The sequence below is a fragment of the Bacillus salipaludis genome (assembly GCF_030938565.1).
Lineage (GTDB): Bacteria > Bacillota > Bacilli > Bacillales > Cytobacillaceae > Neobacillus > Neobacillus salipaludis_A.
The window spans coordinates 3,135,606-3,159,285 of sequence record NZ_JAVGVR010000001.1 but is presented as its reverse complement, the minus strand read 5'-3'; the positions used below and the strand labels follow the sequence as shown (position 1 = coordinate 3,159,285).

Below are 23,680 nucleotides of genomic sequence, written 5' to 3'. Positions count from 1 at the left end.
ACTACGATGTTTCTTTATTTGTTCACTGTGTAAATTCTCTGATAGCTGTTCGAACACAGTCAACTGTATCTCTTCCATCTGAAGTTCTACACCTAAATGTAACTGTTACAGTTAATTCAAATGCTCCAGACCCAGCGACTTCCACCCTGTCATTGCCTATTTTACGAGAATCTCCGACGATTCTTGTATTTCCCGAAATGGAAAATAAACTCCATTCATATATAGTATCTTGGTCATACCCCTCACAAAATACTCCACTACATCTTAAATCAGCATCTGCAAAGTAAACTCCACGAGTGCTTGTTCTTCTGATACCTGGAGGCCTTAGGTTAGAACCACGGCAACAACCTTCATTCGGTTGACCAACTCCATTACATTCACAATCACAACGATTGGTTCGATTGTATCTCATATCCGCCCAACCAGGTTCATTTCGCTTATCGAGCATTGTTATCACCTCACTTAATAGCTTGTACTAACAATTTATTCGGATTTTATTTGAGTGTTTGGACAAATTATAAAATCACCATATTTAGTCACTCTCTAAACAATCCTAAAAAGCTTCTTCAACAAACCTGCCTAGATATACATTTCTTCACAATCTTCTCGACACAATTTAATATGTTATTCCGCAATCTGTCCCGTTGGGGCATAACAATCGCCTGCTCCAGTAGGGGAAATCCGGGTAAAGTATGAATGGACAGAGTTTCCATCTTCAAGACTATCCCAAGTATGATGATTCAATGATTAATGAAGACTTAGAACGAGATATGGAAACAGACCTGAAAATTGTTGAACTTGGTCGGAGTATTCGGAATACACACAACTAAAAGAATTTGTAGACCATATTCCTGAAAACTTTAAAATGGCCTTATTAGAAAATGGCCAACTTTGTCGCAGTAATCCATCCTGAACTAAAGCACTTGGAATTTTGTGAAATAAGGCTTTTCCAATAGGAACAAGCCAGAAGGTTAGCCAATAAAATGATACTAGCTTAGCCAGTACTTCTTTAAACAAAAGGAGAATATTCAAGATGGGGACCATAGACGGAAATACTTTTATTCAACGATTAAATGGACTGAAAAATGAAATTTGGTTTGATGGAGTAAAAATTAAGGGGAATATCTCCGAACATCCTGCCTTTAAAGGAATTGTTGCAGCTAAGGCTTCCCTTTATGATTTGCAAAATCAACCAAGCATAAAAGATGAGATGACTTTCTATTTGCCAGAAAAAGAAGATCCTATTGGACTTTCCTATTTACAGCCTAAAACGAAAGAGGATTTAAAAAGAAGAAGAAAAATGATTGAACATTGGGCAAGACACACTCATGGAATGATGGGAAGAAGTCCTGATTATATGAATACTGTCGTTATGAGCTTTGCCTCATCTGCAACCCTTTTAAAGGAAAGAGAAAATTGCTTTCCTGAAAATATTCAATGTCTGTATAAAAGGGCTATGGAACACGACCTCTCGTTTACGCATACTTTTATAACTCCCCAGGTAAATCGTTCCCAAATCAATTTGGGATTTTCGAAGGAGCCAATCTCGGCTAAGGTGGTCGATCGAAATGAAAAAGGATTGGTGATAAAAGGTGCCCGCCTACTTGCCACTCAGGGTGGTTTAACGGATGAAGTATTGGTTTTTTCTGCTCCGAGAGCATTTTTTGATCCGAGCGAGGCGTTCGCCTTTTCTATTCCTTCTAATACAAAAGGATTAAAATTTATTTGCAGGGACTCTTTTGTCGGGGGAGAATCAACTTTTAACCATCCCTTAAGTTCAAGATATGAAGAAATGGATTCAATTGTGGTCTTTGAAAATGTTTTAGTTCCATGGGATAGGGTATTTTATTACGATAATGTAGATGCAGCTACTGACTTTCTCCTTCAAAGTTCTTTTTATCCATTCGCCTACCATCAAGTCGTAACCAGACAAATTGTAAAAACAGAATTTATTCTTGGAGTGGCACAACTCCTTGTCGAAACAATAAATGTAGGTGAGTATCAGCATGTTCAAGAAAAACTTTCTGAAATCATCATTGGACTTGAAACCATGAAAGCACTAGTGGAGAAGTCGGAAAATGATGCAGAATTGGATGAATGGGGATATATGCGTCCCAGTATGATCCCATTACAAGTAGCGAGTAACATTTTTCCGAGAATTTATCCCCGATTCACAGAAATTATCCAATTGATTGGAGCCAGTGGAATGGTTTCATTGCCAACGGAAAAAGCCTTTGATTCTGAAATTAGAGTTGAACTGGACCAATATCTTCAAGCGGATGGTATGAATGCCGAAGATCGAGTTAAACTCTTCCGATTAGCATGGGATCTGACGATGAGTTCATTTGGTACAAGGCAAACCCAATACGAAAGATATTTTTTTGGTGACCCCGTTCGTTTATCCAGTATTTTAAACCGAAACTATCTAAAAAATAAACATGTTGAAGAAATAAGCAAATTCTTAAATCTAAATTTAAAGAGTAGTAATCATTAAAACAAATATAAATTTTGGTATTAAATCTCCTAATTTTCTTATCCTGCTAAACTTCCCCCAAAAAAACTCCCGTTTTGTAATAAATTAATGTACCGTTTAGTGAAATAATAGGCGTTATAAGCTTCAAAGGGCATAAAATCCAAATAAACAGCTCTTGGCTTTTCGGATACACTCCAGAGTATGAATCAGTATAACTTGAGATGTATTTTTATTTAAGAATGTTGTACTATTAGTAATAAGATGGATAGAGCAGGAAAAAGGCCCTTTATCGGGCCTTTTTTTACTTTTTTCAGTACACAAAAAAACTGCTGATGAAGCTCGATGCTTATTTAACTAAGGCCCGATAGTTTAAGTGTAACCCCTCACAAAGTTGAGATGTAACAGGTAGTTTAAAAGGTATTTTCATTCATTCCTATATGTATTTCTGCATTAAACTTTATCCTTTGTGGATTTCTAAAATCGCACAGGAAAAATCAGCTTTACATAACATAGTTAGGAGGTGTGAAAATGCTTAGTATAAATACGTATGGAGGTCATCCTGCGCAATATTCTGGAACCACAGGCATACCAATGTTCTATGGACCGTGGGGAAATATTGTTCAACAAAATAGTCATGAATACTATATAACAGCTGGAGGTCATAAGTTTCCTGTCATCCCCAATCCCCATCTTCCTTATCCCTACGTTATCCCTTCTTATTTTTAAATATATAAAAAGCCTAAATAAGGCTAACCGTCCTTTGTAAATTGAAAGCTCATTCTACACCTCTTCTCTTTTATTTATTAGTTGGTGATTTCTTCATTTTTATTAGCCAGCCCCCCGGGGCAACATCCCGATTAAACCAAACCATCTGTCGAACAAGAAAAAGCGTCTCTACGTATTATAGAGGCGCTTCTTTTTAAATAAAATCCCATTCTTACTCGTACTCTTTAACAACAGCGATTTTAATTTTAGGTTGTGTTAAACTTGTCTGTTGATTTCCGTTCCAGGCACAAGCGGTCCGCAGACGTGCCGGGGAGCCTCCTCGTCGCTTCGCTCCTGTGGAGACTCCCCTGCCCCGTACTCCGGCATCACACTGAATTGCTTCCTTGAATCCACCCACTCACGAAGAAAATGCGTTAGCATTTTCGAGGAGTCTTCGTGCCTTCCATTCCAATCAACAGGGTTAAAAAATCAACAATGTCCCTTAAAACAGCCTAATTTAAAAAAATGTTTAAATTGTAATTTAATGGTATGGATAGGGGTATGGGTATGGATAGGGGTATGGATATGGATAGCCATATCCTGGAGCACCAAAACCAAGACCTGGATAAAAACCAAGACCTGAGCCTGGTCCGCCTAAACCAAGACCTGGAGCAAAACCAACACCAGAACCCGGCGCACCTATACCTGGACCGCCAAAACCAGGACCTGGACCAAAGCCAAGACCTGAGCCTGGTCCGCCTAAACCAAGACCTGGAGCAAAACCAACGCCAGAACCCGGCGCACCTATACCTGGACCACCAAAACCATGGCCATGACCATGACCTGGACCATGACCATGTTTTGGACCAATCCTCTCATATGTTGGACTATAAACATTATAATTAAGAATCACGTTCATCCTCCTCATTTAATTTACATTAGAGCATATGCAAATTGGGGATAAATTCCTGGGTATTCGTCCTGATTCTTAAAATATTATATGACAAAGGCGGATAGGGTAATTATTTAAGCTAGCCTTCCTAGTTAGCTTAAATACATTTCTTCACAATCTTCTTGACACAATTTAATATGCTTTTCCACAATCTGGCCCGAATAGCAAATAGATCAAGTACAGACGCACAGGAATGTATTAAGTCACCTGGGGCAATATCCAATCCAGTGACAATTCCATTTTTCTTACAACCTGTTATGGTTTTTTAGAAAATGTAAAAACACAACTGGACAAAGTTAAATAGCTCTACTTTATTTTTGTAAATTGTTCTTCATTAGAGAGGCTACCTGTATATTATCTTGTTGGGAAGTGTGTTCTAATTGTTTAATGATTAACTCTTGTCGGTCCACGGGATGATTTTGACTTAATTTTGCTTTTGCTTCAATTTTTGAAATCTTTATTCTGAATGCTACAATCCCTTTGCTCATTCCTTCGATATAACTGGAGTCTACATTGCTTAAATTATACGGACTATCCGTACTCTCATATTTTTTTACCAAGTCATTTAAAGAATCAAATATTACTTTAGGATCTTCAACAATCTCCATCTTTCCATATATATGAATAGACACATAATTCCAAGTTGGTACTGCCTTCATTGTTTCGTACCAAGAAGGTGAAATATAACAATGGGGACCTTGGAAAACCGCAAGGACCTGCTGGCCTTCAACATCTTTCCATTGCTCGTTTGCTCGTGCAAAATGGCCATATAAAGCATATTCATCTTTATTTAAGGTCAGTGGAAGATGGGTTGCGTATGGTTCTCCGTTGTGCTGAGAAAATAGAGTGGCAAAGCTGTACTTTTCGATAAAATCATAAATCATTTCTTCGTCATCTAGTTTAAAATGTTTAGGAATATACACGATTAGCTCCTCCTTAATTAAGCTTTGAAAACGATAGTTTCAATATAAGATATACTATAATGCAAACTGAACACATTTTGATTACAAAAATACAATTAATGAAAATATATCAATCGTAGGCTTATTTTTGTAATTGGTAGATTTTGGGCTTTAATATCTTCTCTTTCAATAAATACTCTCTTAATATAGCTCCAACTAACTCCCTCCCATTCGTCCATAAATAAAAAGAGATTCAAAATTTATGAATCTCTTTTTATAACACTATTCTTTTAAATTCATTATCGTACTACAACTGCAAATTTTAAAGCATTATAAGATCTTTCAAAAACACTTTTACTTACCCAATATTTATTGTTTGTGCTTTTACTGTTTGGATCTGCCACATAGTAACTGCCAGTACTTTTATTGTAACCAATCAATGTGACGACGTGCATATTGTCAACCATATTTACCTTTCCTGCACTTCCCATATCCCACTTAGCCCATGTTGGTTTGGCAAAATTTAAGGTAACGTATACAACTGCTGGATTTCCGTTATCTAGCTCTTGTTTTAATTGGGTAGTTGTATACCCTGTTCCATTCACAACTTTACTACTATATTTTCGACCAAAATTAGTTAAAGGTTTTGGGAAAATGGATTGGAATACACCATTTACATTTTTGTATGGGGTGCCTGCATATCCAAGATAGGGATTATTCTTGGTTCTGGGCATTTTATCAAGCAATGTTTTTAAACTTTGACTCGTATAACCTTTATATTTTAAAGCCATTAATAAACTAGCACCTTCGCAACCAAATGGGGCGTATGTCGGTGTTAATTGACTAACATACGGCACGTTTAACTTTACCGTTTTGACTGCCTGTGTGCTAACTTTTTTAAGATATTTTGAACTTGCGTACCCTATGTAACTCTTATATTTGACTTTATACCAATTGCCACTTTTTGAAATATACGTAACCGTTTTTCCTTTTGGCATGACTAGAACACGAGAATATTTTGTTCCTGGTCCTTTACGTAAATTCAAATTTACTGTTGTTTTATAGGTTGTAGTTGTAGCTGCTTCCACAGCAGATGCGCCGAAAACCTTAGAGCCTAAAACATTTGTATCGGCTAAAACACCACTCGTAAAAATTGCCGATGCGATGAAAGAGCTGGCTAATATTTTTTTCATAAAAATCCCCCTTTAAATCGTTTTACTAGCATAATTATCCATTATAACATGTTAGATTTCACCTATTATGGAATAAATGACTGGAGCAGAAATTTTTTAAGAACAGACCAAAAATTAATTCGTTATAAATCAGCACTTGTCCATTTCATTTCATTATCTTGTACATATAGTATATTACCGCCAGTATAAAACCAACATATTATATTACCTTCTTTCAATTAAAGAGCGTAGAGCGTTTGCCTATAATGGCATACGTTCTTTGCTTTTATAGGTATAGCGTATATTTTTCTATTTTAATATGATGTTTGTCCAAGCCACTTTTGTTTTATGAAATATTATACATAGTGAAAGTTCTATTTAAGATCTTCTAACAGGTGGTGATCATTATGTGCTTTGGATACGGTGGTTATGGCTATGGCGGTGGTTTTTACGGAGGCAGTACATTTGTTTTAATCGTAGTACTATTTATCCTTTTAATTATTGTTGGTACTGCTTTTGTTTATTAATGACCAATACACGTTCTAGTGTAAAGAATCATTCATGCTGGAGGTGTAATAAATGAGCGGACATGGAAATAATTTTGCGTTAATCGTTGTACTATTCATTCTCCTTATCATCGTTGGTGCATCCTTTATGTTCTACTAATAGTTGAGCAGGAAAAAGGCCCTCTATCGGGCCTTTTTTTGAATATTAATATTCGCATTCTTTAAAATAAAGCCCTCTTTTCAAAAGGGCTTTTTCCTTTGATTGCAGGACGCCAAGTTTGAACCATAAGACCCCGATTGGTTAACAAGCAAGGCCAGATTGGCCTTGTTTGTTAGTTGACTACTACTTTTCCAACCATCCCTTCCTGGAAATGGTACCGACATATCAGTTCGTATGTACCGGGCTTTTTCGGTGTTACGGTAATGGTTTTTTCTTTACCCGGCTGCACTTCGGCGTCAATTCCGAGCTTATCCACTGTGAAGGTATGTTCTTTCTTACCTTGGTTTTTCAAGACCAACGTTGTCGTACTTCCATTCGGAATCGTGATGGCTTTCGGATTAAAGAAATCGTCGTTCAATACGACCTCAATCGCTTTCACCGACTCAATTGGTTGAGTTACGGCACTGGATTCGGCAAATACACCGTGCGTGCCTAGAGTTGTCATAACCACAATCATAACAAGCAATACAAATAATTCTGTTACCCTTTTTTTCACAAACATTCGCAATCCCTCCTTTCTAAGCACTATTATCTTCGAATTCATAAAATATTATCACGATAAAATTGGTTCCACCGTGCTTCAACTAGTTACTACATTTTATTTGAAACAATGACCAAGAAAAAAGATTGACCCTAATGGCCAATCTTCCACTTCTATTCAATTCTAATTTTTTGTCCTGGTTGCAGTCTTTCAGGTTTAACTTCCGGATTCAAGCTATTTAGGGTGCCATGTTTCATTTTCAATCCCTTTTCAAGGTTCCAAAAAGTATCACCTTTTTTAATGATATACGTTTTAGGTTTTGATACAGAAGGAGCCTTTCCCTCTAACCTTAACCGCTGTCCTGCATAAATAACATTAGGATTTACAAGATGGTTTAACTTCGCAAGGTAATCAATTGATAATCCATATTTTTTACCAATTACCGAAAGATTTTCTCCAGCTTTTACAATGTGAATTGCTGGAATTTCATCTACCTTTAAAGATTTGGTTTTTGGTACTACAACTTCATCCCATGCGCCAGGATCCTTTTTAATATCATTCTTGTCTATAGCAATTCCGGCAACGGTGACCTCATTTTGATATTGGTGCATATGGATGTGATCGGCAACTTTTCCGTTGCTCCAAGCAAATGTCTGCCAGTAATAATCCACTTTATTTTTTACTGACATCATAACAGCATAAGAGCCATATAATCCAACTTTGTAGTTTTTTAATGTAGCATTTAAACCATCGACATAATCGAGAATTCCTTCCATATGGCAGGCTTTGGCATCGAAATCAACCGCAAAGTAAATGGCGCTTCCGGCAGGTTGCCCTACTAATGTTGCGAATATTTCCGCATCCTTTGCATCCGCGATTCCTTGGGCTTTCGTATGATAACCTGGAAAGTTTGCACTTTTTTGAGCAATACTAATTAACTTTAATCCTGCCTCTTGAATTACCTTTGCTTCAGCTGCATCAAATGTTTTCCAACTATTGCCGAGATATCGGGCCACGTAAGAAAAACCTAAATCATTTAAATTTCTTGCTGATGCAGCCGTTAATTTTGTAGCGCAATCAACCCCACTTCTCCTCATGACTTTTCCTCCCCTTTTCCGATTTTTTTCCTTCTTGAATTTCTTTGTGTTGTATTTTATTCCTATTAAGGTTCACACCCCCTCATATCCGGTTTCTTTTTTCATCAATTGGTACATTCCTCTTTCACTAGTTATATAAAGAAAAGTAACAAAAAGAGATAGGGTAGAATAACAAAGTTTTATTAAGTATCGAAATTGGGTGAACGATTGGATAAGGAAGGATTTTGTCTTTAAGGGGTTTTTTTAAAATTTTTTTGATGGGGAGTTTCTTTGGGTTAATTTCTGAAGTAATTTCTGGTATTGTCATAAAATTGCTATACATTTATTTAATGTTAATCTCACAAATGATTATTCTTTACCTTGTCAAGTCATGTTTGACCTATACCAATATCTTTAAAATCAATATGAATATTAAGTTGGCTTCTCTCTCCCTTTCATTATAAGCAATCATTCCAATTGCCATGTTATCAATGAACGCTAAATCTATTCGATACTGATAAAGAAAAATGTGATCTAAAAAATATATTCAAAGCTATGAATTTCTTTCAAACCAATAGCCCCTTCCTTACTTTCTAACCACGTTAGTTCAATAAAAAAAGATGGCTGCCGCAGCAACCCCTTTATTCCACTATAGCACCTGTTAGTTGAACAAGCACTTTTTGTTCTATTGCACCTTTTCATCGAAGTATTCATTACGAATAATAAATGTTTTTTTATACATACTATACTTATTGCTAAAAGGAGGTTCTGTTATGCGTGATAATACAAATTTGGCAGTTACTGTGTTTTTTTCACTTTTAGGCTTTGTAGCAACAATAATTTTTAGCAGCGTCATCATATCTCAAAATAACCAAATTAAATCAAAACTTGAAAATGCAAAACAAACGTGATTCCTTTCAAGAAAAACTTGAGAGGATTTTTTATGTCATAATATTCATTAAATGCGTCCTATTATTAACTAACCTCCCGTTACCACAGTAAAAAGTCTCCTGAAATAGCAGCTGGATCTTTAAGGATTGCACCCGTTAACCATCCATGAAGCGTAAAGAATGAAAATGTATTGATTCCGTCCATACTGTTTCTAAGGCTGGGAGAGGAAGGTCGATAAACTATAGTGCCGTAGAGCCCATCCGTTAGTCTGAATCCAACGATATTCTCCACTGTAAAGACGCACAGCTGGGCGAAGGGGAAAAAATCTAACCCGAAAAGAAATGTACGTTGATGCGAAGATTATTTTGATAAGCAAAGACGCACTTTTCCTTATTATTGGAAAGTGCGCTTTTCTTGAATAAGCCAGAAGCTTTATATTGGAAAAAGTGAGTTATAAACGAGACCCTATTCTAGTTAGCCTGCTTGCTGAAATCTCTCTGAGCTCCCCTATAGCTTCCAATAAGATTTTGATAACCAGGAAGATGATTAGAAATTAAAATCCCAAAACCTTCAACATCATTGCGCCAATCACGTTGTAATTCGCACGCTATGCTAAACCAGTTCAGAAGCTGTACTCCACCATGGGCCATACGCGTTAATGCAGCATCCGCTACTTGTTTACTGAATGTTCCAGAAGCATCAGTAGCAACAAATACCTCATAACCAGCGTTCACAGCGGAAAGCGCAGGAAATGCAACACAAACATCTGTTACTACCCCCGCAATGATCAGTTGTTTTTTTCCAGTTTCTTCGATTGCTTTGACAAAATCCTCATTATCCCATGCGTTAATTTGTCCAGGACGAGCTATTTTTGGCGCATGAGGAAAAAGTTCAACCAATTCTTGCATGAGTGGCCCATTAGGCCCTTTTTCAAAACTTGTTGTTAAAATAACTGGTAAATCAAAAAACTTAGCAGTGTTAGCTAGAGCCATAACATTGTTCTTGAATTCATCAACACCATAGTCACGCACAAGACCGGAGATAAGGCCGGTTTGATGATCAACTAAAAGAACAGCAGCGTCATCTTTATTAAGACGAGAATAGAAATCAGACATTTTATTGTCCTCCCTTTAATTAAGGTATAAGTAATCGAAGAAGATTCATAGATTGGAAAATAGATTTTAACTCCTTCGTTTGTTCCAATATTATTGAACGGATGATTGGAATTCGTTTCTAAAAAATCATAATGCGTTTGTAGTATTTTAATAAAAATGATTGAAAAGCTAGGACTTTATCAATTAATCTATAGCTGGAATGTGATCGATCCAATGAATAAATTGGTTTAAATATTTTTGAAGATAACGTTTTGTTTGTTCGTCTGTAAGGACTTTCTGATCAGGATCAATCTTTTTATGTACTTGGGAAATCAACACTTTTTGAAATGGAAGAACATGAACCTGCATGGCCTCTAGTACTTGTTTGATTTGCAATTGAGCAAAGGCAGTACCTAATCCCCCAGGAGTTGCACCAATTAAACCAACCGGTTTTCTGCTAAGAACAGCGGATTCCCGAGGTCTTGATGCCCAGTCCAATGCATTCTTTAATACGCCTGGAATCCCAGAATTGTACTCTGGACTTACAATAATGATACCCTCAACGTCCTGGATAGCAGATTTAAATGATGTCACTGTTTCTGGAACACTTATTTCTAGGTCTTCGTTGAACAAAGGCAGATCATTAATCTCGATCCAACGGAATTGATAGGAATCATCCAGCTCTGCTAATGATTGAGCAATGATTCGATTATAAGAGTTTTTTCGTAAACTACCACATATAAGGCCGATGGTCTTGGTCATACATTTCCTCCTCGTTTAAAATCACTTTCATGTTACCATAATATTCCAAAATAGAGGAAGTGACGTTATACCTAATTTTGTAAGATTATTAATTTAATGAAGTATTTATTACTTTGCACTCATTTCCCAAGATATAGAAAAATGGTCTATGTTAATTTTTATTTTCTCTTCCAATTACCATATATTCCTATCATACTAGTAACTATAAAGAATTGGAGGGAGTACATAAATGGAAGAAAAGAAAGTGACGTGGTTAGAACTCTTTTATGATTTGTTATTTGTGGCGGCGGTTGCGGCTGCGACGCATGTATTACTTCATGTTGAAGATGGTCATATCCATGCAGAGTATTTAGTAAAGTTTGTATTAATTTTTATTCCTATCTGGTGGGCTTGGGTAGGGCAAACCATATTTATTAACCGGTTTGGAAAAGATTTATTTCATCAACGTATCTTTTTAATTCTGCAAATGTTTTTTGTACTAATTATGACATCAAGTTTATCAGCTGATTTTGATCCTTATTATCTTTCTTTTTTAATTGGGTATATTGGCTTAAGAGCAGTGACTGCGATCCAATATCTTATTGTCCAGAGTGTAGAAACGGGAGTTCGAAAACAAGCAGCCCTCTTTTTGGGAAGGTATTTTTGGATTGGAATCGTCATTTCATTATTGTCCGTCTTTTTTGATTCCTGGGTTCGATATGCTGTGTTGTATACGGGAATCCTTATTGATATCTTTGTCCCGGTGCTTGGACGAAAATGCTTAGTAAAGGTTCCCACAAATACGGCTCACTTATTAGAGCGATTTGGTCTATTTACCATTATTCTCTTTGGGGAAGCTCTTATTAGTACACTTGCGGTCATTCAGCCTAGACAAGGAAACTGGGATTCAATAGGCTTTGCGATCATTTCATTTATCCTGATTATATCGATGTGGTGGCAATATTTCGATAACTTGGAGAAGAAACTCGACAAGTCTTTACAAACATCCGGCCAAATCATTATTTATGGTCATCTGTTTATTCTAATGTCTTTGAGCATGATTGCAGCATCTATCAGACTATTGTTTTTACGTGAGGTCCATTACCTATTTATCTTATTTTTTGTTTTTGGAGCTGTATTGCTCTATTTCCTGTCAACTACCTTTGTTTTCCATCAATATAGACATGTGCACCACCGATTAAAAATTTATCATTTAGGGTTATTTTTAGGAATTTTAGCTGTCTTTTTTATTATTAATTTGATTATTGTTGTACCAAATATTTTGATAATAGCAGAATTAACCTTGTTTTTTATTATTTTTACTAAACTAACAATTTCTAATTAAAAGCAACCGTTGACAAGAATAAAAAACGTTAAATTAATTCCCATCATTTTTTTGAACTAACCTGTGACGTTAGCTCAACAAGGATTATTACTATTTAACGTTATTAAGCTAGATAAACTTTTCCCCAATTGGTGTAACTATTCCATCCATACTAATAGAATTTTTCTTTTTACGATATTCTTCTAAGTCTTGTTCGCTTTTATTAGTAGCCCACTGTTGAAGAGTATCTCGTTCGCCATTGTATGAATAAAATGGAACACTATAGCCACAAGACGTTTTTACCGTTTCAATCTTTACATGAATTAATTGACGAGAACCAGGTAGGATGTCAAAGTGCTTAGCCATGTCATCCCATTCTGGTGAGTCAGGTAATACTACCTTACCTCTTCCATATAGACGTAAAATCATCGGGGGACCTTCAAAAGCTAAGAACATAAATGTAATTCTACCGTTATCTATTAAATGAGCACTTGTTTCATTTCCACTACCAGTTAAATCTAAATAAGCGACCTCATTTGGTGAGAATATCCTTAGTACATCATGACCTTTAGGGGAAATGTTAACATGTCCGTCTGTTGATAAAGGTGCTGAACCAACGAAAAAAATCCGTTGTTTTCTTATAAATTCTATATGTTTTGGAAGTATTGATGAATAAACTGTTCCCAAAATATATTCCTCCTCGCCTCACCAATTGTTTAAAATAAAAAGCCTACCATCTCACATAAGAGACGATAGGCTTTACCTACGTGGTACCACTCTTGTTGATTTGCTATTACAACAAATCCACTTTATAACTGATTACGGATGTCAACCGTTAAGACTTACATATCAGCCTTACCGCTCGTGGGCGAGTTGGGGACTTTATTGACTGTCTTTCACCAGCCGACAGCTCTCTCAACAATAAACATTCCTTAATACTCCCAGTCACAACGTTTGTAAATTTTGTAATTTTCTCAATTTTATTATGTATTATTAAAATGGTCAACCATATTTTTCTATTTCTTGTTCAACTAAAATGCTTCCGTTAGCAGAATAAGAGGACCGAATCGCCACAGCATCCCGCCTTTACATAACCGTTTATATCTTTTATATATTTTAAAACTAAGAAATCCCAAAGTTATCAGAATAAAAAATGCTGTATCAATGGCAGCAAGGTCTTCAATATAAGCACCGGTTAGTTTAAGTACAATCCTTCACATTATAATTTCTTATTAAATCAGTAAAAGACAATATTCTTAAACCATCAATATGATTTTGTCATTCTAAATTATAAGGGAGTTTATTTCATAGGTGATAACTATGGATTCCTCTTAAACAATATCCCCGCTTGTTCTGCCATCAAACGAGATGGAACTGAAATTCCATTATTAAGCTATCATACAACTAACCCTACGAAAACTAAAATAAAAAATTGAACAAAAAATTTTTAAAAAAGGACATACTATCAGTGACATATTACTGTTGATAACAGTATACTGTTATTAACAGTAAGTGTTGCCAAAAAAATTTTACATTAGGAGGTTATTTATTTCATGAAACATACAGGGAGACATACAGGTGCATTTCTTCTGCTGTTTTTAACAGAGGGAGATAGCTATGGAGGGAAACTCCTGCAGAAATGTGAAGAAGAGCTTCCCATCAATCCAATTGATAGTGCCATTCTTTATCGCACATTAAAAACATTAGAGAAAGAAGGTGCTGTTGAATCTTATTTGGACACATCTAATCAAGATAAGCTGATAAAAATGTACAAAATTACTACAGTTGGAAAAAGAAAATTAGACGATTTTCAAATAGATATAGAAGAAAAAATGAAGAACTTATCATTTTTCTTAAATAAATACAAAGAATGGAAGGGGCCAAATCATGATTAATGGTGCTATCCTTTACGCTATGGCCATTATTCTTCTTAGTATTTCTTTTATAAAAGATCGAAATAAAACAAGAGATTCTCTATTAAAGTCATGGAAAAGCTTTCGTAATATTATACCTGATATGTTATCAATTATGCTTTTCGTTGGGCTGTCACTATCTATATTAACTCCATCCTTAATTTCTTCAATCATTGGAGAAAAATCTGGATTGACAGGTATTGTTTATTCAGCATTAATTGGTTCTATTGCACTAGTTCCAAGCTTTGTTGTATTTCCTCTTGGACACACATTAGTCCAAAATGGTGCAGGACTCCCTCAAGTAGCTGTATTAATGTCTACATTAATGTCTGTCGGAATCACAACTTTACCTATGGAACAAAAGATATTTGGGCGAAGTTTTGCCTATTCTCGCAACGTATCTGCAGTGGTAATGTCTCTAATATTTTCATATATTATTTGGGTGGTGATGGGATGAATGAATTAAAAAGGTATCGTTTCTTTTTCATTTTATTATTTGTGCTCATTATCCTTACCTTTGTAAACCAATCGGTTGGATGGAGCGCATTTCAATTAACAGGAAAAAGCATTTTAGATATGCTGTTTCTACTCCCGCCTGTCTTAATATTCGTAGGTTTGCTTGACAAATGGGTGGAGAAAGAACAACTTATAAGATATATGGGAGAAAAATCCGGCATTTATGGCATTTTGTTCTCCCTATTATTAGGAGTAATTGCAGCTGGTCCCCTCTACGTAGCTTTTCCAATTGCGGCACTATTATTAAAAAAAGGAGCAAGCATACGCTATATTGTATTTTTTTTAGGAGTTTGGACAACTGCAAAATTACCGGTTATTGTATATGAATTTGCTTCATTTGGAGTTAAATTTACACTCATTCATATTTGTTTTGGATTGTTATTTTTCTATTTAATGGGTATTATTTTTGAGAAATTTTATAAGCATCCACAATTGTTAAAGTATGATATAACTAAAGACGTTTAGATTTAGATTGATAAATCTTTAATAACTCAATCCCAGATTATTTGTAGCTGCACCTACAACGGACTGTACAGCGAACAGCAAAAGATAGGACTCCTTTTAGAATCTTTCAGTACAATTTCTTTTGTACTTTCGTCAGGATCTCAGATAGATCAGTTAAGTGGAAACATTAGAAAAGAATTTTATAGAAAAAATTTTTAATAACGGATGGAAAAAAGACAACGGATTCCGCTGCCTTTTTCCATCCGTTAATTTAAGAACAATAATTCACAAACTTTGCTTACTGAGTGAAAAAATGGGTATAACGCCTCTACATTAATAATGATTTAGAATGGGCTAAAAAAACGGGCAGTTAAATAGGCTAAAAAGACTTCAAATACATATTTAAAAAGGCAAAAACTCACTATACATTTCTTAATATTTTTTTAAGTAGAATTCCCATTAAAACTAGCAGCTATTTCTCTTTTGGACATTTGTATAATTGCCATCGTATCTTCTTAATCTAAATTTATCCTGGGTCCTCTATTTCATTAACTGATCTCCGTCAGCTGCATGAGGCGGTCTTTCCAACCACGCATGCTTAATTTGGAGATTTAAACCGTCCTCTGCGTAGAGTCCAATTTCTCCTTGTAATCGAACATAATCAGCAGCAATGTCACGTCTTGGACTAGCAGAAAGTGCAGTTCCGTAGTTTCCCATACCAGCAGCTGTCATCATGGAAGTTTGATACAACATTAATTTATCGGAAAAAGGAGACTCCGTTATATCCTGAACTTGTGCATCCCAGGTTACAGGTGCAGGAAGGTCATTTTTATGTAAGTATTTAGTTAAAACTTCAATTTGTTTCTTTGCAATTTCTTTACCCCGTCTGAAATATTCTCGGACATCCTTAGACTTTGCAACTTGAGCAAATCCAGTGATCACTGCTGAACCCATATTGTTTGTTTGAATATTAGAGTAGAGGTGAGTAATCTCTGCTGCAGTCAGCGGTCTTTGTTCACCCCACCACCCCGCTAAGAAATGTTGTTTTTCAACCATGTCCACTTCTTGAAGATAGGGAATATAGGGAGACCTAACTTCTATTCCCTTGGAAAGAAGGACGTTCGTTGTATCATTAAATAATTCCATTGTAGAAGAGATACAAGACATAAAGTGTTCCCGAATATCATTGCGAAAGGTATGCGGCAAAATGGCACCGTATGTAACTAAAGCCCCTTTAGTCATATTTTTAGTATAGAATAAAAAGAACTCATCAGAAAAAAGCCTTGGAGAATCCACATTAACATCGTTTTCAGTAAACCCAAGAGGGATAGCATGACCTTCTCCTTTAAATATTTTTGTAACAACTTGTACATGCTGTTGGGCCAAATCCAAAGCATGCTCTAGTACTTTTTTGATTTCCGCATCTTCGACTTTAGCTAAATAATACTTATAAACACATACAAACATAGAATCCGCTATATAATTTGCCCATAGAGCACCCACTTCAGATGAAGTTAAACGAATATGATGAGTTTCCATAAAAATACCTCCAGTTTTATAACTGCTGATATTATCCCCCTGTAAAAAATACTTTTAAAAATTTTTCCCGTTTTTTTCAATCAAAGTTAGAAAATCTTTGCCCATTTGGAGTTTTTTAATTTAAAATGAATGATCCTATAAATGTTTATCAATCTTTAATAAACTAAACTGCTGCCCCTTTAGTTAAACAACTATAATGATAATCTACTGTCAAAACTCCTGTTGTTCTTATCGCCTCGGTATTTTTTCACTCATAAATTGCCTTTGCTCCCGATGAATAAAGGCTATTTTTGATGAGTTTCTTGTATCATTAAAGTAATAAAGTTCAAGATTTTAAACCTAAAAAAGCCGATTCCCTAAATATTTAAGGAATCGGTATTTTTGGAATTGTTTTATTACATAATCGCGCCCTTCAATTGAATAAGAACGGACTATATTTTATTGACATCATGGTCAACAAAGATCTGCAGACGAACGCTAAGTTTCCATGTTTGTAATTTTGCCGAAAAGTAATGCATCATAATACTTATTCTCTATAAAATAGTGGTCCTTTAATCTTCCTTCTAACTCATATCTATTCTTTTCAAGTATCCGTGCAGAGCCAATATTGGCATGAACTACCATGGCATAGAGTTTATGAAGATTAAGGGATTTAAATGCAAAATCACTCATCAATGCAACCATCTCTGTGCCATATCCCTTACCCCAATATTGTTTATGTAACACATAACCAATTTCAGCTTTGTTGGCTTCTTTGTCAAAATTGAAAATCATGGCTGTCCCTATTATTGCTTGTGTTAATTTTTCAACAATGGAGGAATATAAATGAGTACCTACCGACTCACGGTTTAACATTACTTCAATGTGCTGATGAGATTCCTCTAAAGTATTCATCAAATTCCAGCCAATAAATCGTGAAACTTCTTGATCTGATGCAAAATGATGTATCTCTTGAACATCCTCTACCCTAAGGGCTTTGAAATAGATTTTTTCACCCTCCAATGAATGAAATAAATCAGCCTGTTTCTCCATTTTAACCTCCTTTAACCTCGTTTTATTAATGAACCTCTCCGATGGTAGCAAAAATGTCCCCAATTAAGGTTAATATCAATGCACTCCTCTTAGTACATCTTTTCAAATAATTTTCCTTATATATGTTTCAACTATTTCCTGGGAATCTGACCCTATAAAGCAAAAGTGGTCACATATTTATTCCCTATAAGTGCCCGATTGAGGAAGATCGCTTCAAATACCTTATTGAAGAAACGCACCTGATAGTTTAAGAAGAAATCTTTAAAGGCGGAAATCTAATTCATTTAAAGTCCAATTCAATATTCACCTGATTTTCTCCGCCAACTCTAAAATAATTCCCTCTGGACCACGAACGTAGCATAACTTATAACTATCTTCATATTGCTGTATCTCACTAAAGATTTCCGTGCCCTTCTTTTTCAATTTTGCAACAATAGCTTCAATATCTTCAACAGCAAAACAAATATGTCGGATACCCAGCGTATTTGCAAATGGTTGCTGAAAATCCTTTTCATCTGACGGCGTATAAAATTTAACTAGCTCTATCCATGCCTGACCATCTGGCATTCCCAATCCTACACATGCCGTTTTAACATCATTAAGCCCAACTATTCTGTCCAACAGTTCTCCATCCAATTCCCATTCCGCTTGCACTTCAAGTCCTAAATCAAGAAAAAACGCTTTAGCCTCTGAAAGATCATTTACGTTTATGCTCACATGATCTATTCTATTGACCCTCATCTCTCATACCTCCTATGTTCCTGTTATTTTCAATACCTATATTTGTGTTAGGTTTGTTTGGTATTCTATTTCGCTTAAAACAGAAAATATCCTTCTTCAACAAACCTGCCCCGTTATTTCAATAAGAAAATGCGATCCTTCGTTATTAAAGCATCGCCCCCTTTAGTTTAAGTATATTACTTCACAATGAAAGAAATCTTTAATTCTGGACTACCATCCCATTTTTGAATTTCATCTGCGGAAAACTTCCACCAGCTATCTCTGATTCTGGTATAGCTTCTTCAATTCTTTTGACATCACTTTCATTTAGATGCACATCAAGAGATTTCATTGATTCCTGAAGTTGATTTACTTTTCTGGCACAAATCGTCTCCTTAACTGGTATTCCTAGATCAATTCTTGCAGGCTGATACAGGTCGATATAGTCCACGCCTAAACGTTTAAGCGAATGTTTATCGAGTATAGATTCCAATGATATTATTGTCAACTTGGTCACTTATCTATATATTTTTCTCTAACTATCCTGCCCAGTTCGTCCAGTTAAAATGGGATCATTGCGGCAATCCAATTCTTTTGTGACAGACAATTTCGTTTTTCATATAATAAAAATGTGGAATGCTGATAAATTAATAGGCTGGTGGGCTGGTATGAGAATAAATTTATCACAGAATCAAATCGCTGAAATAAAACGAATAGTTCAAAAAGAACTTCTGTTAAAAGGAATCGAACCAACAGATGAATATCTATTTATTAACTGTTTTTCGAAAATACATAAGGAAACCGTCTATTATCATCTGTTAGAAGAAAATGATACGTTGATTATTCGCTGCTATGCACGCGTTTTTGATAACTTAGGTCTAAGCGAGATAATCAGAGACACAGCAAAAAATATATTTGAATATGTGGTAAAGCATACCGGATTACAAAACACAATCTATATAGAAAACGGGATAGAATTTTAATTTTAGGCTCTGTTAAATTTAATGTTGCAAAAAGGTCCAATTGATGAATAGCTATTGCAGATTGTTCAATTAAACTGCTAGTTAGTACTATAAGAAAAAGCCACCATGATGGCAGCTGGATTTTAATCTTTTGCACCATTTATTGTAAGTGCAATATTTCAACATCTGTTTTGTTTTGAGAAAAAAATAGACTATATCTAACTTTAGTTGAAATAAGATTATTTTGTTTTATTGGGCTTTATTCCTTCCCCACACAAGCTGGTTTGCATTCAATTACAAAATCTTATTAAACGCAAGTAAAGGATTGAATTTGTCTTAGGCTAATACCGTAATTAACCCATCTCTGTCCAGTCCAGCGATACCCTGAAACAGAGTTTCGACCAATAAATGTTGGATAGAACCAAAATTGCTCACGACCTCTAAGCCATACATACGTGTATCTGTGTAAACAACGGATCATGCTGCCTGGGTCTACTGCGTATGCTCCTGCTTGGTGCATTTGTTGAGGAACAACTGATGGCGGTGGCGATGTTGGTGGTCCAGCTTCTGGATCATGATGACCGTGTGGTGGTCCAGGCGGAGCATGATGACCAGGTGGTGGTGCAGTTGGAGGCTGAGACACGCCAAATTGTCTTGAATCAATGGGCGAATAGTAATCTGTTTGGAATGGAGATGAAGATAGATAAGCATCTTGACTATATGGAATGTTAGAGTACAGATGTAAATGACTAGTATTCATAAAATGCACTCCTTAATGTTTATTTTCAAATCATCATATTCATTGGTTATTAACCTATAAACTTGTTTCAGCAAAATGTGTTTTTACCTATAAATCATATTTGGGCTTTATGACTGTGGAACAATTGAAGTAAATATATTTTTGTGCTGAGGTTAGAATCTTAATATGTTTTTAGCTTAATAAACCTAATCTTGTACCCTTGTCAAGGGCTGTTCCACAAACCTGCCATTTGGCGGAACAAGCAAAAGGCGCCGCAGCGACCTTGTATTAAACATAAGCGTCCGTTTGTTTAAGTACCATATTTCACAATAACGACACATGAGTACATCAGCTCTAAATGTGGAGAAATAAATTCTCAATTTTTTCTAGTAGGATTAATCTCCTCATCTATAATCCCAAGTGACTTACGCATCCCATACACCGAAGACAGCGAAGAGTAGAAATAGAGTCCATAAATTATAATAATTGTAAATATTTACAAATAATAGTTTGTAATAAAATCGATTGTATAGGCATTCATATGCCTTTCGTTTATACTGAATTATAAAATATCTTTCAAGACCAACAACCAAAATGAAAAAGGGAGATTATTCAATGAAGCTCGATATCTACGTCAACTATCAAGGAGTTTGCGAACAGGCTTTTCAGTTCTATGAACAGCATCTCGGAGGAAGAATAACATCAATGATGGCTTTCAAACAACTGCCAGATACTACGAACGTTCCGGAAGGTAGGGAAAACGACATTTTGCATGCCACCATCGAGATTGGGGACACCATTCTAAGGGGAGCCGACATCCCCAAGGCAGAGCCTATGCGGAGTGTCTATCTGACACTCAGGGTTTACAGTGCAGAAGAGGCGGAGAGACTTTATACCTTGCTTTCTGAAGGAGGAGAAATCTTTATGCCCATGGAAGAAACATTTTTCGCTTTGCGTTTTGCTCAGCTGAGAGACAGGTTTGGAACGTCATGGATGCTCCTTTGTGAGCGTCAGTACATAGAAGGCTAGACTATTCAGATGAAGTCCACATCATTCGCTTCTTTGGTTACCTCACCCGTTCAACATAATATCGGCTGCTTGTCCTTGAGCAGCCGAATGTTCTTTAAGAAATGCACCCGGTAGTTTAAGTGTAATCCTTCACGATATAAAAGTTATTAAATTGTTATCCATAAAAAAAGCCGATGTTCACTTGTGAAGGAAATCGACTTTTTGTTGTGCTATAGAAAATAAAATTATATATCTAGTTTACGGGTTCCAATCCATTTCACCATTTCAGGGTCCCTGTGTGAAAAGAATAAGCTCTCTTTTGTATCTAAAGTAGCAATTTGGTCCATATCTTCTTGGCTTAATTCAAAGTCAAAGATGTTGAAGTTTTCCACGATTCTTTCTTTACGGACAGATTTTGGAATCGCAACAACTCCTCTTTGTGTCAACCAACGTAAAACCACCTGAGCAACAGATTTATTATACTTTTCTCCTATGGAAACCAAAATTTCATTCTGGAACATGTTGTTTTTTCCTTCGGCAAATGGCCCCCAAGACTCTATTTGTACATTGTTCTCTTTCATAAAGGCATGACTTTCAATCTGCTGATTGAATACATGTGTTTCGACTTGGTTAACCGCTGGAACAACTTCATTATGGATAATCAAATCAATAAGGCGGTCTGAATGGAAGTTACTTACTCCAATTGCCCTGACTTTTCCTTCACGGTACAGTTCCTCCATGGCACGCCAAGAACCGTGTACATCACCAAATGGCTGATGGATTAGGTATAAATCCAGATAATCCAATTGCAGCCTTTCCAGTGATTTTTCTAATGCTTTCTTTGTGTTTTCATAACCAGTATCCTGAACCCAAAGTTTTGTTGTAATGAACAATTCCTCTCTTGGGACACCGCTCCGCTTGATTGCTCTTCCGACTGCTTCTTCATTTAGATAAGATGCTGCAGTATCGATCAGACGATAACCCGTCATAATCGCATCGTAAAGGGCCTGCTCACATTCATTTTCATCCTGAATCTGAAAAACCCCAAAGCCCAGGATTGGCATCTCTACACCATTATTTAACGTTACTTTTTGCATATAAAATCCTCCTGTGTTTATCGTAAATTATTTTCCTACCCTATTTGCATATTCAGCTGGATAGCGATCTCCTGAGATCTCAATTTTCGATAAGGCATCATTTAAATCCTTGAGTTCTTCACGACTCAGTTCAATATCAGCAGCCCCAAGGTTTTCTTCGAGACGCTCCAACTTCCGCGTGCCTGGAATCGGAACAATCCACGGCTTCTGTGCTAGAACCCACGCAAGTGCGATTTGAGCGGGTGTTGCATCTTTTTCAACAGCAAACTTGTTTATCAAATCAACCAATACCTGATTTGCCTCGATATTCTCAGGTTTGAAGCGTGGAACAATGCTGCGGAAATCTGAACTGCCGAACCTTGCATCCTTTTTAATTGTGCCGGTAAGGAATCCCTTGCCCAACGGACTGAAAGGAACAAAGCCGATTCCCAGCTCTTCAAGGGTAGGCAACAAGTCGTCTTCAGGGCTTCTCCACATCATTGAGTATTCACTTTGAACGGCAGTCAGCGGATGAACCGAGTGTGCACGGCGAATCGTTTCCACTCCTGCTTCAGAAAGTCCCCAATGCTTAATCTTCCCTTCCTTGATTAGGTCTTGTATTACTCCTGCTACCTCTTCAATTGGAACACTTGGGTCCACCCGATGCTGATAGTAAAGATCAATGGTATCGACCTTAAGGCGTTTAAGCGAGCCTTCGATTGACTGCCTAATACGTTCAGGCTTACTATCGAGCATCTGCTTGCCATTTATCATCTGGATGCCAAATTTGGTCGCGATAACAACTTTTCCCTTAAGAGGAGCAAGGGCATCCCCTACCAATTCCTCATTGACAAACAGACCATATACTTCGGCAGTATCGAAGAAAGTAACACCCCGGTCTAGAGCCTTATGAATAAGCGCAATCATCTCTTGCTTGTCCGATGCAGGTCCGTACCCATGGCTCATGCCCATGCAACCAAGTCCAATGGAGGAAACCTCCAATTCAGTCTTTCCTAATTTACGCTTTTTCATGGTGATTCAACTCCTTACAGTCAAGATGTATAGAAAACTTTTAACTCCCTTATTATGCAATAAAAGAACAGGAAACCCTTATATAATTCCTATCAAATCATTGCCTAATCCTCTCACACCACTAACACTTCGGAGGAATATGTATTAATATGGAACTATAAA

At 36.3% G+C, this 23,680-nt stretch carries 29 protein-coding genes and 1 other annotated feature; of the genes, 12 read left to right on the top strand and 17 right to left on the bottom strand.

The window, feature by feature from the left end; translation table 11 throughout:
• Positions 1-22: 22 nt before the first annotated feature.
• Entirely contained in the window at positions 23-448 is a 426-nt protein-coding gene (locus RCG21_RS15695) for a hypothetical protein (RefSeq protein WP_133339127.1), read from the bottom strand.
• Positions 449-692: 244 nt separating this feature from the next.
• On the opposite strand from RCG21_RS15695, the gene RCG21_RS15690 reads away from it, so the two are divergent.
• The 3 genes from RCG21_RS15690 to RCG21_RS15680 all read left to right on the top strand — a co-directional run bounded on the left by RCG21_RS15690 (position 693) and on the right by RCG21_RS15680 (position 3,199).
• Complete coding sequence (locus tag RCG21_RS15690; RefSeq protein ID WP_165976385.1) at positions 693-830, top strand: hypothetical protein; 138 nt, start codon at positions 693-695, stop codon at positions 828-830.
• Positions 831-1,033: 203 nt separating this feature from the next.
• Positions 1,034-2,494 (top strand): 4-hydroxyphenylacetate 3-monooxygenase, oxygenase component, encoded by a 1,461-nt coding sequence (gene hpaB / locus RCG21_RS15685; protein WP_133339129.1) that lies wholly within the window; start codon positions 1,034-1,036, stop codon positions 2,492-2,494.
• A 507-nt stretch (positions 2,495-3,001) separates the two neighbouring features.
• Positions 3,002-3,199, top strand: a complete 198-nt coding sequence (locus tag RCG21_RS15680; protein WP_133339131.1) for a hypothetical protein — start codon at positions 3,002-3,004, stop codon at positions 3,197-3,199.
• A 255-nt stretch (positions 3,200-3,454) separates the two neighbouring features.
• Here RCG21_RS15680 and RCG21_RS15675 read toward each other — a convergent pair whose 3' ends face one another.
• The 4 genes from RCG21_RS15675 to RCG21_RS15660 all read right to left on the bottom strand — a co-directional run bounded on the left by RCG21_RS15675 (position 3,455) and on the right by RCG21_RS15660 (position 6,225).
• Complete coding sequence (locus tag RCG21_RS15675; protein WP_308913365.1) at positions 3,455-3,619, bottom strand: hypothetical protein; 165 nt, start codon at positions 3,617-3,619, stop codon at positions 3,455-3,457.
• Positions 3,620-3,719: 100 nt separating this feature from the next.
• Positions 3,720-4,091: a hypothetical protein gene (locus RCG21_RS15670; protein ID WP_308913364.1), complete on the bottom strand. Its 372-nt coding sequence runs from the start codon at positions 4,089-4,091 to the stop codon at positions 3,720-3,722.
• A 350-nt stretch (positions 4,092-4,441) separates the two neighbouring features.
• A complete protein-coding gene (locus tag RCG21_RS15665) occupies positions 4,442-5,053 on the bottom strand; it encodes an FMN-binding negative transcriptional regulator (protein WP_133339135.1) in 612 nt (203 codons plus the stop codon).
• A 278-nt stretch (positions 5,054-5,331) separates the two neighbouring features.
• Positions 5,332-6,225, bottom strand: coding sequence for a C39 family peptidase (locus RCG21_RS15660; protein ID WP_133339137.1), 894 nt, complete (start codon positions 6,223-6,225; stop codon positions 5,332-5,334).
• A 386-nt stretch (positions 6,226-6,611) separates the two neighbouring features.
• On the opposite strand from RCG21_RS15660, the gene RCG21_RS15655 reads away from it, so the two are divergent.
• Positions 6,612-6,731, top strand: a complete 120-nt coding sequence (locus RCG21_RS15655) for a YjcZ family sporulation protein (protein ID WP_081810731.1) — start codon at positions 6,612-6,614, stop codon at positions 6,729-6,731.
• 52 nt (positions 6,732-6,783) lie between these two features.
• Positions 6,784-6,870: a YjcZ family sporulation protein gene (locus tag RCG21_RS15650; RefSeq protein ID WP_133333238.1), complete on the top strand. Its 87-nt coding sequence runs from the start codon at positions 6,784-6,786 to the stop codon at positions 6,868-6,870.
• A 172-nt stretch (positions 6,871-7,042) separates the two neighbouring features.
• Here RCG21_RS15650 and RCG21_RS15645 read toward each other — a convergent pair whose 3' ends face one another.
• Positions 7,043-7,432, bottom strand: coding sequence for a cupredoxin domain-containing protein (locus RCG21_RS15645; RefSeq protein WP_133339139.1), 390 nt, complete (start codon positions 7,430-7,432; stop codon positions 7,043-7,045).
• A 152-nt stretch (positions 7,433-7,584) separates the two neighbouring features.
• On the bottom strand, positions 7,585-8,508 hold the full coding sequence (locus RCG21_RS15640) for a glycoside hydrolase domain-containing protein (RefSeq protein ID WP_133339141.1): 924 nt from the start codon (positions 8,506-8,508) through the stop codon (positions 7,585-7,587).
• A 752-nt stretch (positions 8,509-9,260) separates the two neighbouring features.
• Here RCG21_RS15640 and RCG21_RS15635 point away from each other — a divergent pair.
• Positions 9,261-9,398, top strand: a complete 138-nt coding sequence (locus tag RCG21_RS15635; protein ID WP_165976386.1) for a hypothetical protein — start codon at positions 9,261-9,263, stop codon at positions 9,396-9,398.
• Between the two features lie 450 nt (positions 9,399-9,848).
• On the opposite strand, the gene ycaC is transcribed toward RCG21_RS15635, so the two are convergent.
• Positions 9,849-10,493, bottom strand: a complete 645-nt coding sequence (gene ycaC, locus RCG21_RS15630) for an isochorismate family cysteine hydrolase YcaC (protein ID WP_133339143.1) — start codon at positions 10,491-10,493, stop codon at positions 9,849-9,851.
• 183 nt (positions 10,494-10,676) lie between these two features.
• Entirely contained in the window at positions 10,677-11,234 is a 558-nt protein-coding gene (locus tag RCG21_RS15625; protein WP_133339145.1) for an NADPH-dependent FMN reductase, read from the bottom strand.
• 229 nt (positions 11,235-11,463) lie between these two features.
• Between RCG21_RS15625 and RCG21_RS15620 the strand changes: the two genes are divergently transcribed.
• A complete protein-coding gene (locus RCG21_RS15620; RefSeq protein ID WP_133339147.1) occupies positions 11,464-12,558 on the top strand; it encodes a low temperature requirement protein A in 1,095 nt (364 codons plus the stop codon).
• Positions 12,559-12,666: 108 nt separating this feature from the next.
• Here RCG21_RS15620 and RCG21_RS15615 read toward each other — a convergent pair whose 3' ends face one another.
• Positions 12,667-13,224 (bottom strand): pyridoxamine 5'-phosphate oxidase family protein, encoded by a 558-nt coding sequence (locus tag RCG21_RS15615; RefSeq protein ID WP_133339149.1) that lies wholly within the window; start codon positions 13,222-13,224, stop codon positions 12,667-12,669.
• Between the two features lie 55 nt (positions 13,225-13,279).
• Positions 13,280-13,495 (bottom strand) — a binding site (T-box leader).
• A gap of 595 nt (positions 13,496-14,090) precedes the next feature.
• Here RCG21_RS15615 and RCG21_RS15610 point away from each other — a divergent pair.
• The 3 genes from RCG21_RS15610 to RCG21_RS15600 are packed head-to-tail and all read left to right on the top strand — an operon-like array spanning position 14,091 to position 15,431.
• Positions 14,091-14,432 carry a PadR family transcriptional regulator gene (locus tag RCG21_RS15610; RefSeq protein WP_133339151.1) on the top strand — a complete coding sequence of 114 codons (342 nt, stop codon included), beginning with the start codon at positions 14,091-14,093 and terminating at the stop codon, positions 14,430-14,432.
• Complete coding sequence (locus tag RCG21_RS15605) at positions 14,425-14,907, top strand: hypothetical protein (RefSeq protein ID WP_133339153.1); 483 nt, start codon at positions 14,425-14,427, stop codon at positions 14,905-14,907. The genes RCG21_RS15610 and RCG21_RS15605 overlap by 8 nt, the downstream gene beginning before the upstream one ends.
• Positions 14,904-15,431 (top strand): permease, encoded by a 528-nt coding sequence (locus RCG21_RS15600; RefSeq protein ID WP_133339155.1) that lies wholly within the window; start codon positions 14,904-14,906, stop codon positions 15,429-15,431. Before RCG21_RS15605 ends, RCG21_RS15600 begins: the two co-directional genes overlap by 4 nt.
• A 519-nt stretch (positions 15,432-15,950) precedes the next feature.
• Here RCG21_RS15600 and RCG21_RS15595 read toward each other — a convergent pair.
• The 4 genes from RCG21_RS15595 to RCG21_RS15580 form a co-directional block, all read right to left on the bottom strand.
• On the bottom strand, positions 15,951-16,949 hold the full coding sequence (locus tag RCG21_RS15595; RefSeq protein ID WP_308913363.1) for a DUF3231 family protein: 999 nt from the start codon (positions 16,947-16,949) through the stop codon (positions 15,951-15,953).
• Positions 16,950-17,426: 477 nt separating this feature from the next.
• The gene (locus tag RCG21_RS15590; RefSeq protein WP_133339159.1) at positions 17,427-17,981 is read right to left on the bottom strand and encodes a GNAT family N-acetyltransferase; all 555 of its coding nucleotides are present in this window, start codon (positions 17,979-17,981) and stop codon (positions 17,427-17,429) included.
• Positions 17,982-18,284: 303 nt separating this feature from the next.
• Positions 18,285-18,722: a VOC family protein gene (locus RCG21_RS15585; RefSeq protein ID WP_133339161.1), complete on the bottom strand. Its 438-nt coding sequence runs from the start codon at positions 18,720-18,722 to the stop codon at positions 18,285-18,287.
• Between the two features lie 199 nt (positions 18,723-18,921).
• Positions 18,922-19,209 carry a hypothetical protein gene (locus RCG21_RS15580; protein WP_208025422.1) on the bottom strand — a complete coding sequence of 96 codons (288 nt, stop codon included), beginning with the start codon at positions 19,207-19,209 and terminating at the stop codon, positions 18,922-18,924.
• Positions 19,210-19,369: 160 nt separating this feature from the next.
• Here RCG21_RS15580 and RCG21_RS15575 point away from each other — a divergent pair, with 160 nt between their 5' ends.
• Positions 19,370-19,684 carry a hypothetical protein gene (locus tag RCG21_RS15575; protein ID WP_133339163.1) on the top strand — a complete coding sequence of 105 codons (315 nt, stop codon included), beginning with the start codon at positions 19,370-19,372 and terminating at the stop codon, positions 19,682-19,684.
• A 286-nt stretch (positions 19,685-19,970) separates the two neighbouring features.
• Here the strand turns inward: RCG21_RS15575 and RCG21_RS15570 are convergent, their stop codons facing one another.
• Positions 19,971-20,423 carry a hypothetical protein gene (locus RCG21_RS15570; protein WP_308913362.1) on the bottom strand — a complete coding sequence of 151 codons (453 nt, stop codon included), beginning with the start codon at positions 20,421-20,423 and terminating at the stop codon, positions 19,971-19,973.
• A gap of 594 nt (positions 20,424-21,017) precedes the next feature.
• Between RCG21_RS15570 and RCG21_RS15565 the strand changes: the two genes are divergently transcribed.
• Positions 21,018-21,431: a VOC family protein gene (locus RCG21_RS15565; RefSeq protein ID WP_165976388.1), complete on the top strand. Its 414-nt coding sequence runs from the start codon at positions 21,018-21,020 to the stop codon at positions 21,429-21,431.
• Between the two features lie 224 nt (positions 21,432-21,655).
• On the opposite strand, the gene RCG21_RS15560 is transcribed toward RCG21_RS15565, so the two are convergent.
• Together RCG21_RS15560 and RCG21_RS15555 are read right to left on the bottom strand one after the other, a co-directional pair.
• Entirely contained in the window at positions 21,656-22,507 is an 852-nt protein-coding gene (locus tag RCG21_RS15560) for an aldo/keto reductase (protein ID WP_133339169.1), read from the bottom strand.
• A gap of 27 nt (positions 22,508-22,534) precedes the next feature.
• Positions 22,535-23,518, bottom strand: coding sequence for an aldo/keto reductase (locus tag RCG21_RS15555; RefSeq protein WP_133339171.1), 984 nt, complete (start codon positions 23,516-23,518; stop codon positions 22,535-22,537).
• Between the last annotated feature and the right edge of the window lie 162 nt (positions 23,519-23,680).

Coding starts and splice junctions, on each gene's coding strand:
- RCG21_RS15695 (WP_133339127.1), bottom strand. CDS start 448: ATGCTCGATAAGCGAAATGAACCTGGTTGGGCGGATATGAGATACAAT.
- RCG21_RS15690 (WP_165976385.1), top strand. CDS start 693: ATGAATGGACAGAGTTTCCATCTTCAAGACTATCCCAAGTATGATGAT.
- hpaB (WP_133339129.1), top strand. CDS start 1,034: ATGGGGACCATAGACGGAAATACTTTTATTCAACGATTAAATGGACTG.
- RCG21_RS15680 (WP_133339131.1), top strand. CDS start 3,002: ATGCTTAGTATAAATACGTATGGAGGTCATCCTGCGCAATATTCTGGA.
- RCG21_RS15675 (WP_308913365.1), bottom strand. CDS start 3,619: ATGCTAACGCATTTTCTTCGTGAGTGGGTGGATTCAAGGAAGCAATTC.
- RCG21_RS15660 (WP_133339137.1), bottom strand. CDS start 6,225: ATGAAAAAAATATTAGCCAGCTCTTTCATCGCATCGGCAATTTTTACG.
- RCG21_RS15655 (WP_081810731.1), top strand. CDS start 6,612: ATGTGCTTTGGATACGGTGGTTATGGCTATGGCGGTGGTTTTTACGGA.
- RCG21_RS15650 (WP_133333238.1), top strand. CDS start 6,784: ATGAGCGGACATGGAAATAATTTTGCGTTAATCGTTGTACTATTCATT.
- RCG21_RS15645 (WP_133339139.1), bottom strand. CDS start 7,432: ATGTTTGTGAAAAAAAGGGTAACAGAATTATTTGTATTGCTTGTTATG.
- RCG21_RS15640 (WP_133339141.1), bottom strand. CDS start 8,508: ATGAGGAGAAGTGGGGTTGATTGCGCTACAAAATTAACGGCTGCATCA.
- RCG21_RS15635 (WP_165976386.1), top strand. CDS start 9,261: ATGCGTGATAATACAAATTTGGCAGTTACTGTGTTTTTTTCACTTTTA.
- ycaC (WP_133339143.1), bottom strand. CDS start 10,493: ATGTCTGATTTCTATTCTCGTCTTAATAAAGATGACGCTGCTGTTCTT.
- RCG21_RS15625 (WP_133339145.1), bottom strand. CDS start 11,234: ATGACCAAGACCATCGGCCTTATATGTGGTAGTTTACGAAAAAACTCT.
- RCG21_RS15620 (WP_133339147.1), top strand. CDS start 11,464: ATGGAAGAAAAGAAAGTGACGTGGTTAGAACTCTTTTATGATTTGTTA.
- RCG21_RS15610 (WP_133339151.1), top strand. CDS start 14,091: ATGAAACATACAGGGAGACATACAGGTGCATTTCTTCTGCTGTTTTTA.
- RCG21_RS15605 (WP_133339153.1), top strand. CDS start 14,425: ATGATTAATGGTGCTATCCTTTACGCTATGGCCATTATTCTTCTTAGT.
- RCG21_RS15600 (WP_133339155.1), top strand. CDS start 14,904: ATGAATGAATTAAAAAGGTATCGTTTCTTTTTCATTTTATTATTTGTG.
- RCG21_RS15595 (WP_308913363.1), bottom strand. CDS start 16,949: ATGGAAACTCATCATATTCGTTTAACTTCATCTGAAGTGGGTGCTCTA.
- RCG21_RS15590 (WP_133339159.1), bottom strand. CDS start 17,981: ATGGAGAAACAGGCTGATTTATTTCATTCATTGGAGGGTGAAAAAATC.
- RCG21_RS15585 (WP_133339161.1), bottom strand. CDS start 18,722: ATGAGGGTCAATAGAATAGATCATGTGAGCATAAACGTAAATGATCTT.
- RCG21_RS15575 (WP_133339163.1), top strand. CDS start 19,370: ATGAGAATAAATTTATCACAGAATCAAATCGCTGAAATAAAACGAATA.
- RCG21_RS15570 (WP_308913362.1), bottom strand. CDS start 20,423: ATGAATACTAGTCATTTACATCTGTACTCTAACATTCCATATAGTCAA.
- RCG21_RS15565 (WP_165976388.1), top strand. CDS start 21,018: ATGAAGCTCGATATCTACGTCAACTATCAAGGAGTTTGCGAACAGGCT.
- RCG21_RS15560 (WP_133339169.1), bottom strand. CDS start 22,507: ATGCAAAAAGTAACGTTAAATAATGGTGTAGAGATGCCAATCCTGGGC.
- RCG21_RS15555 (WP_133339171.1), bottom strand. CDS start 23,518: ATGAAAAAGCGTAAATTAGGAAAGACTGAATTGGAGGTTTCCTCCATT.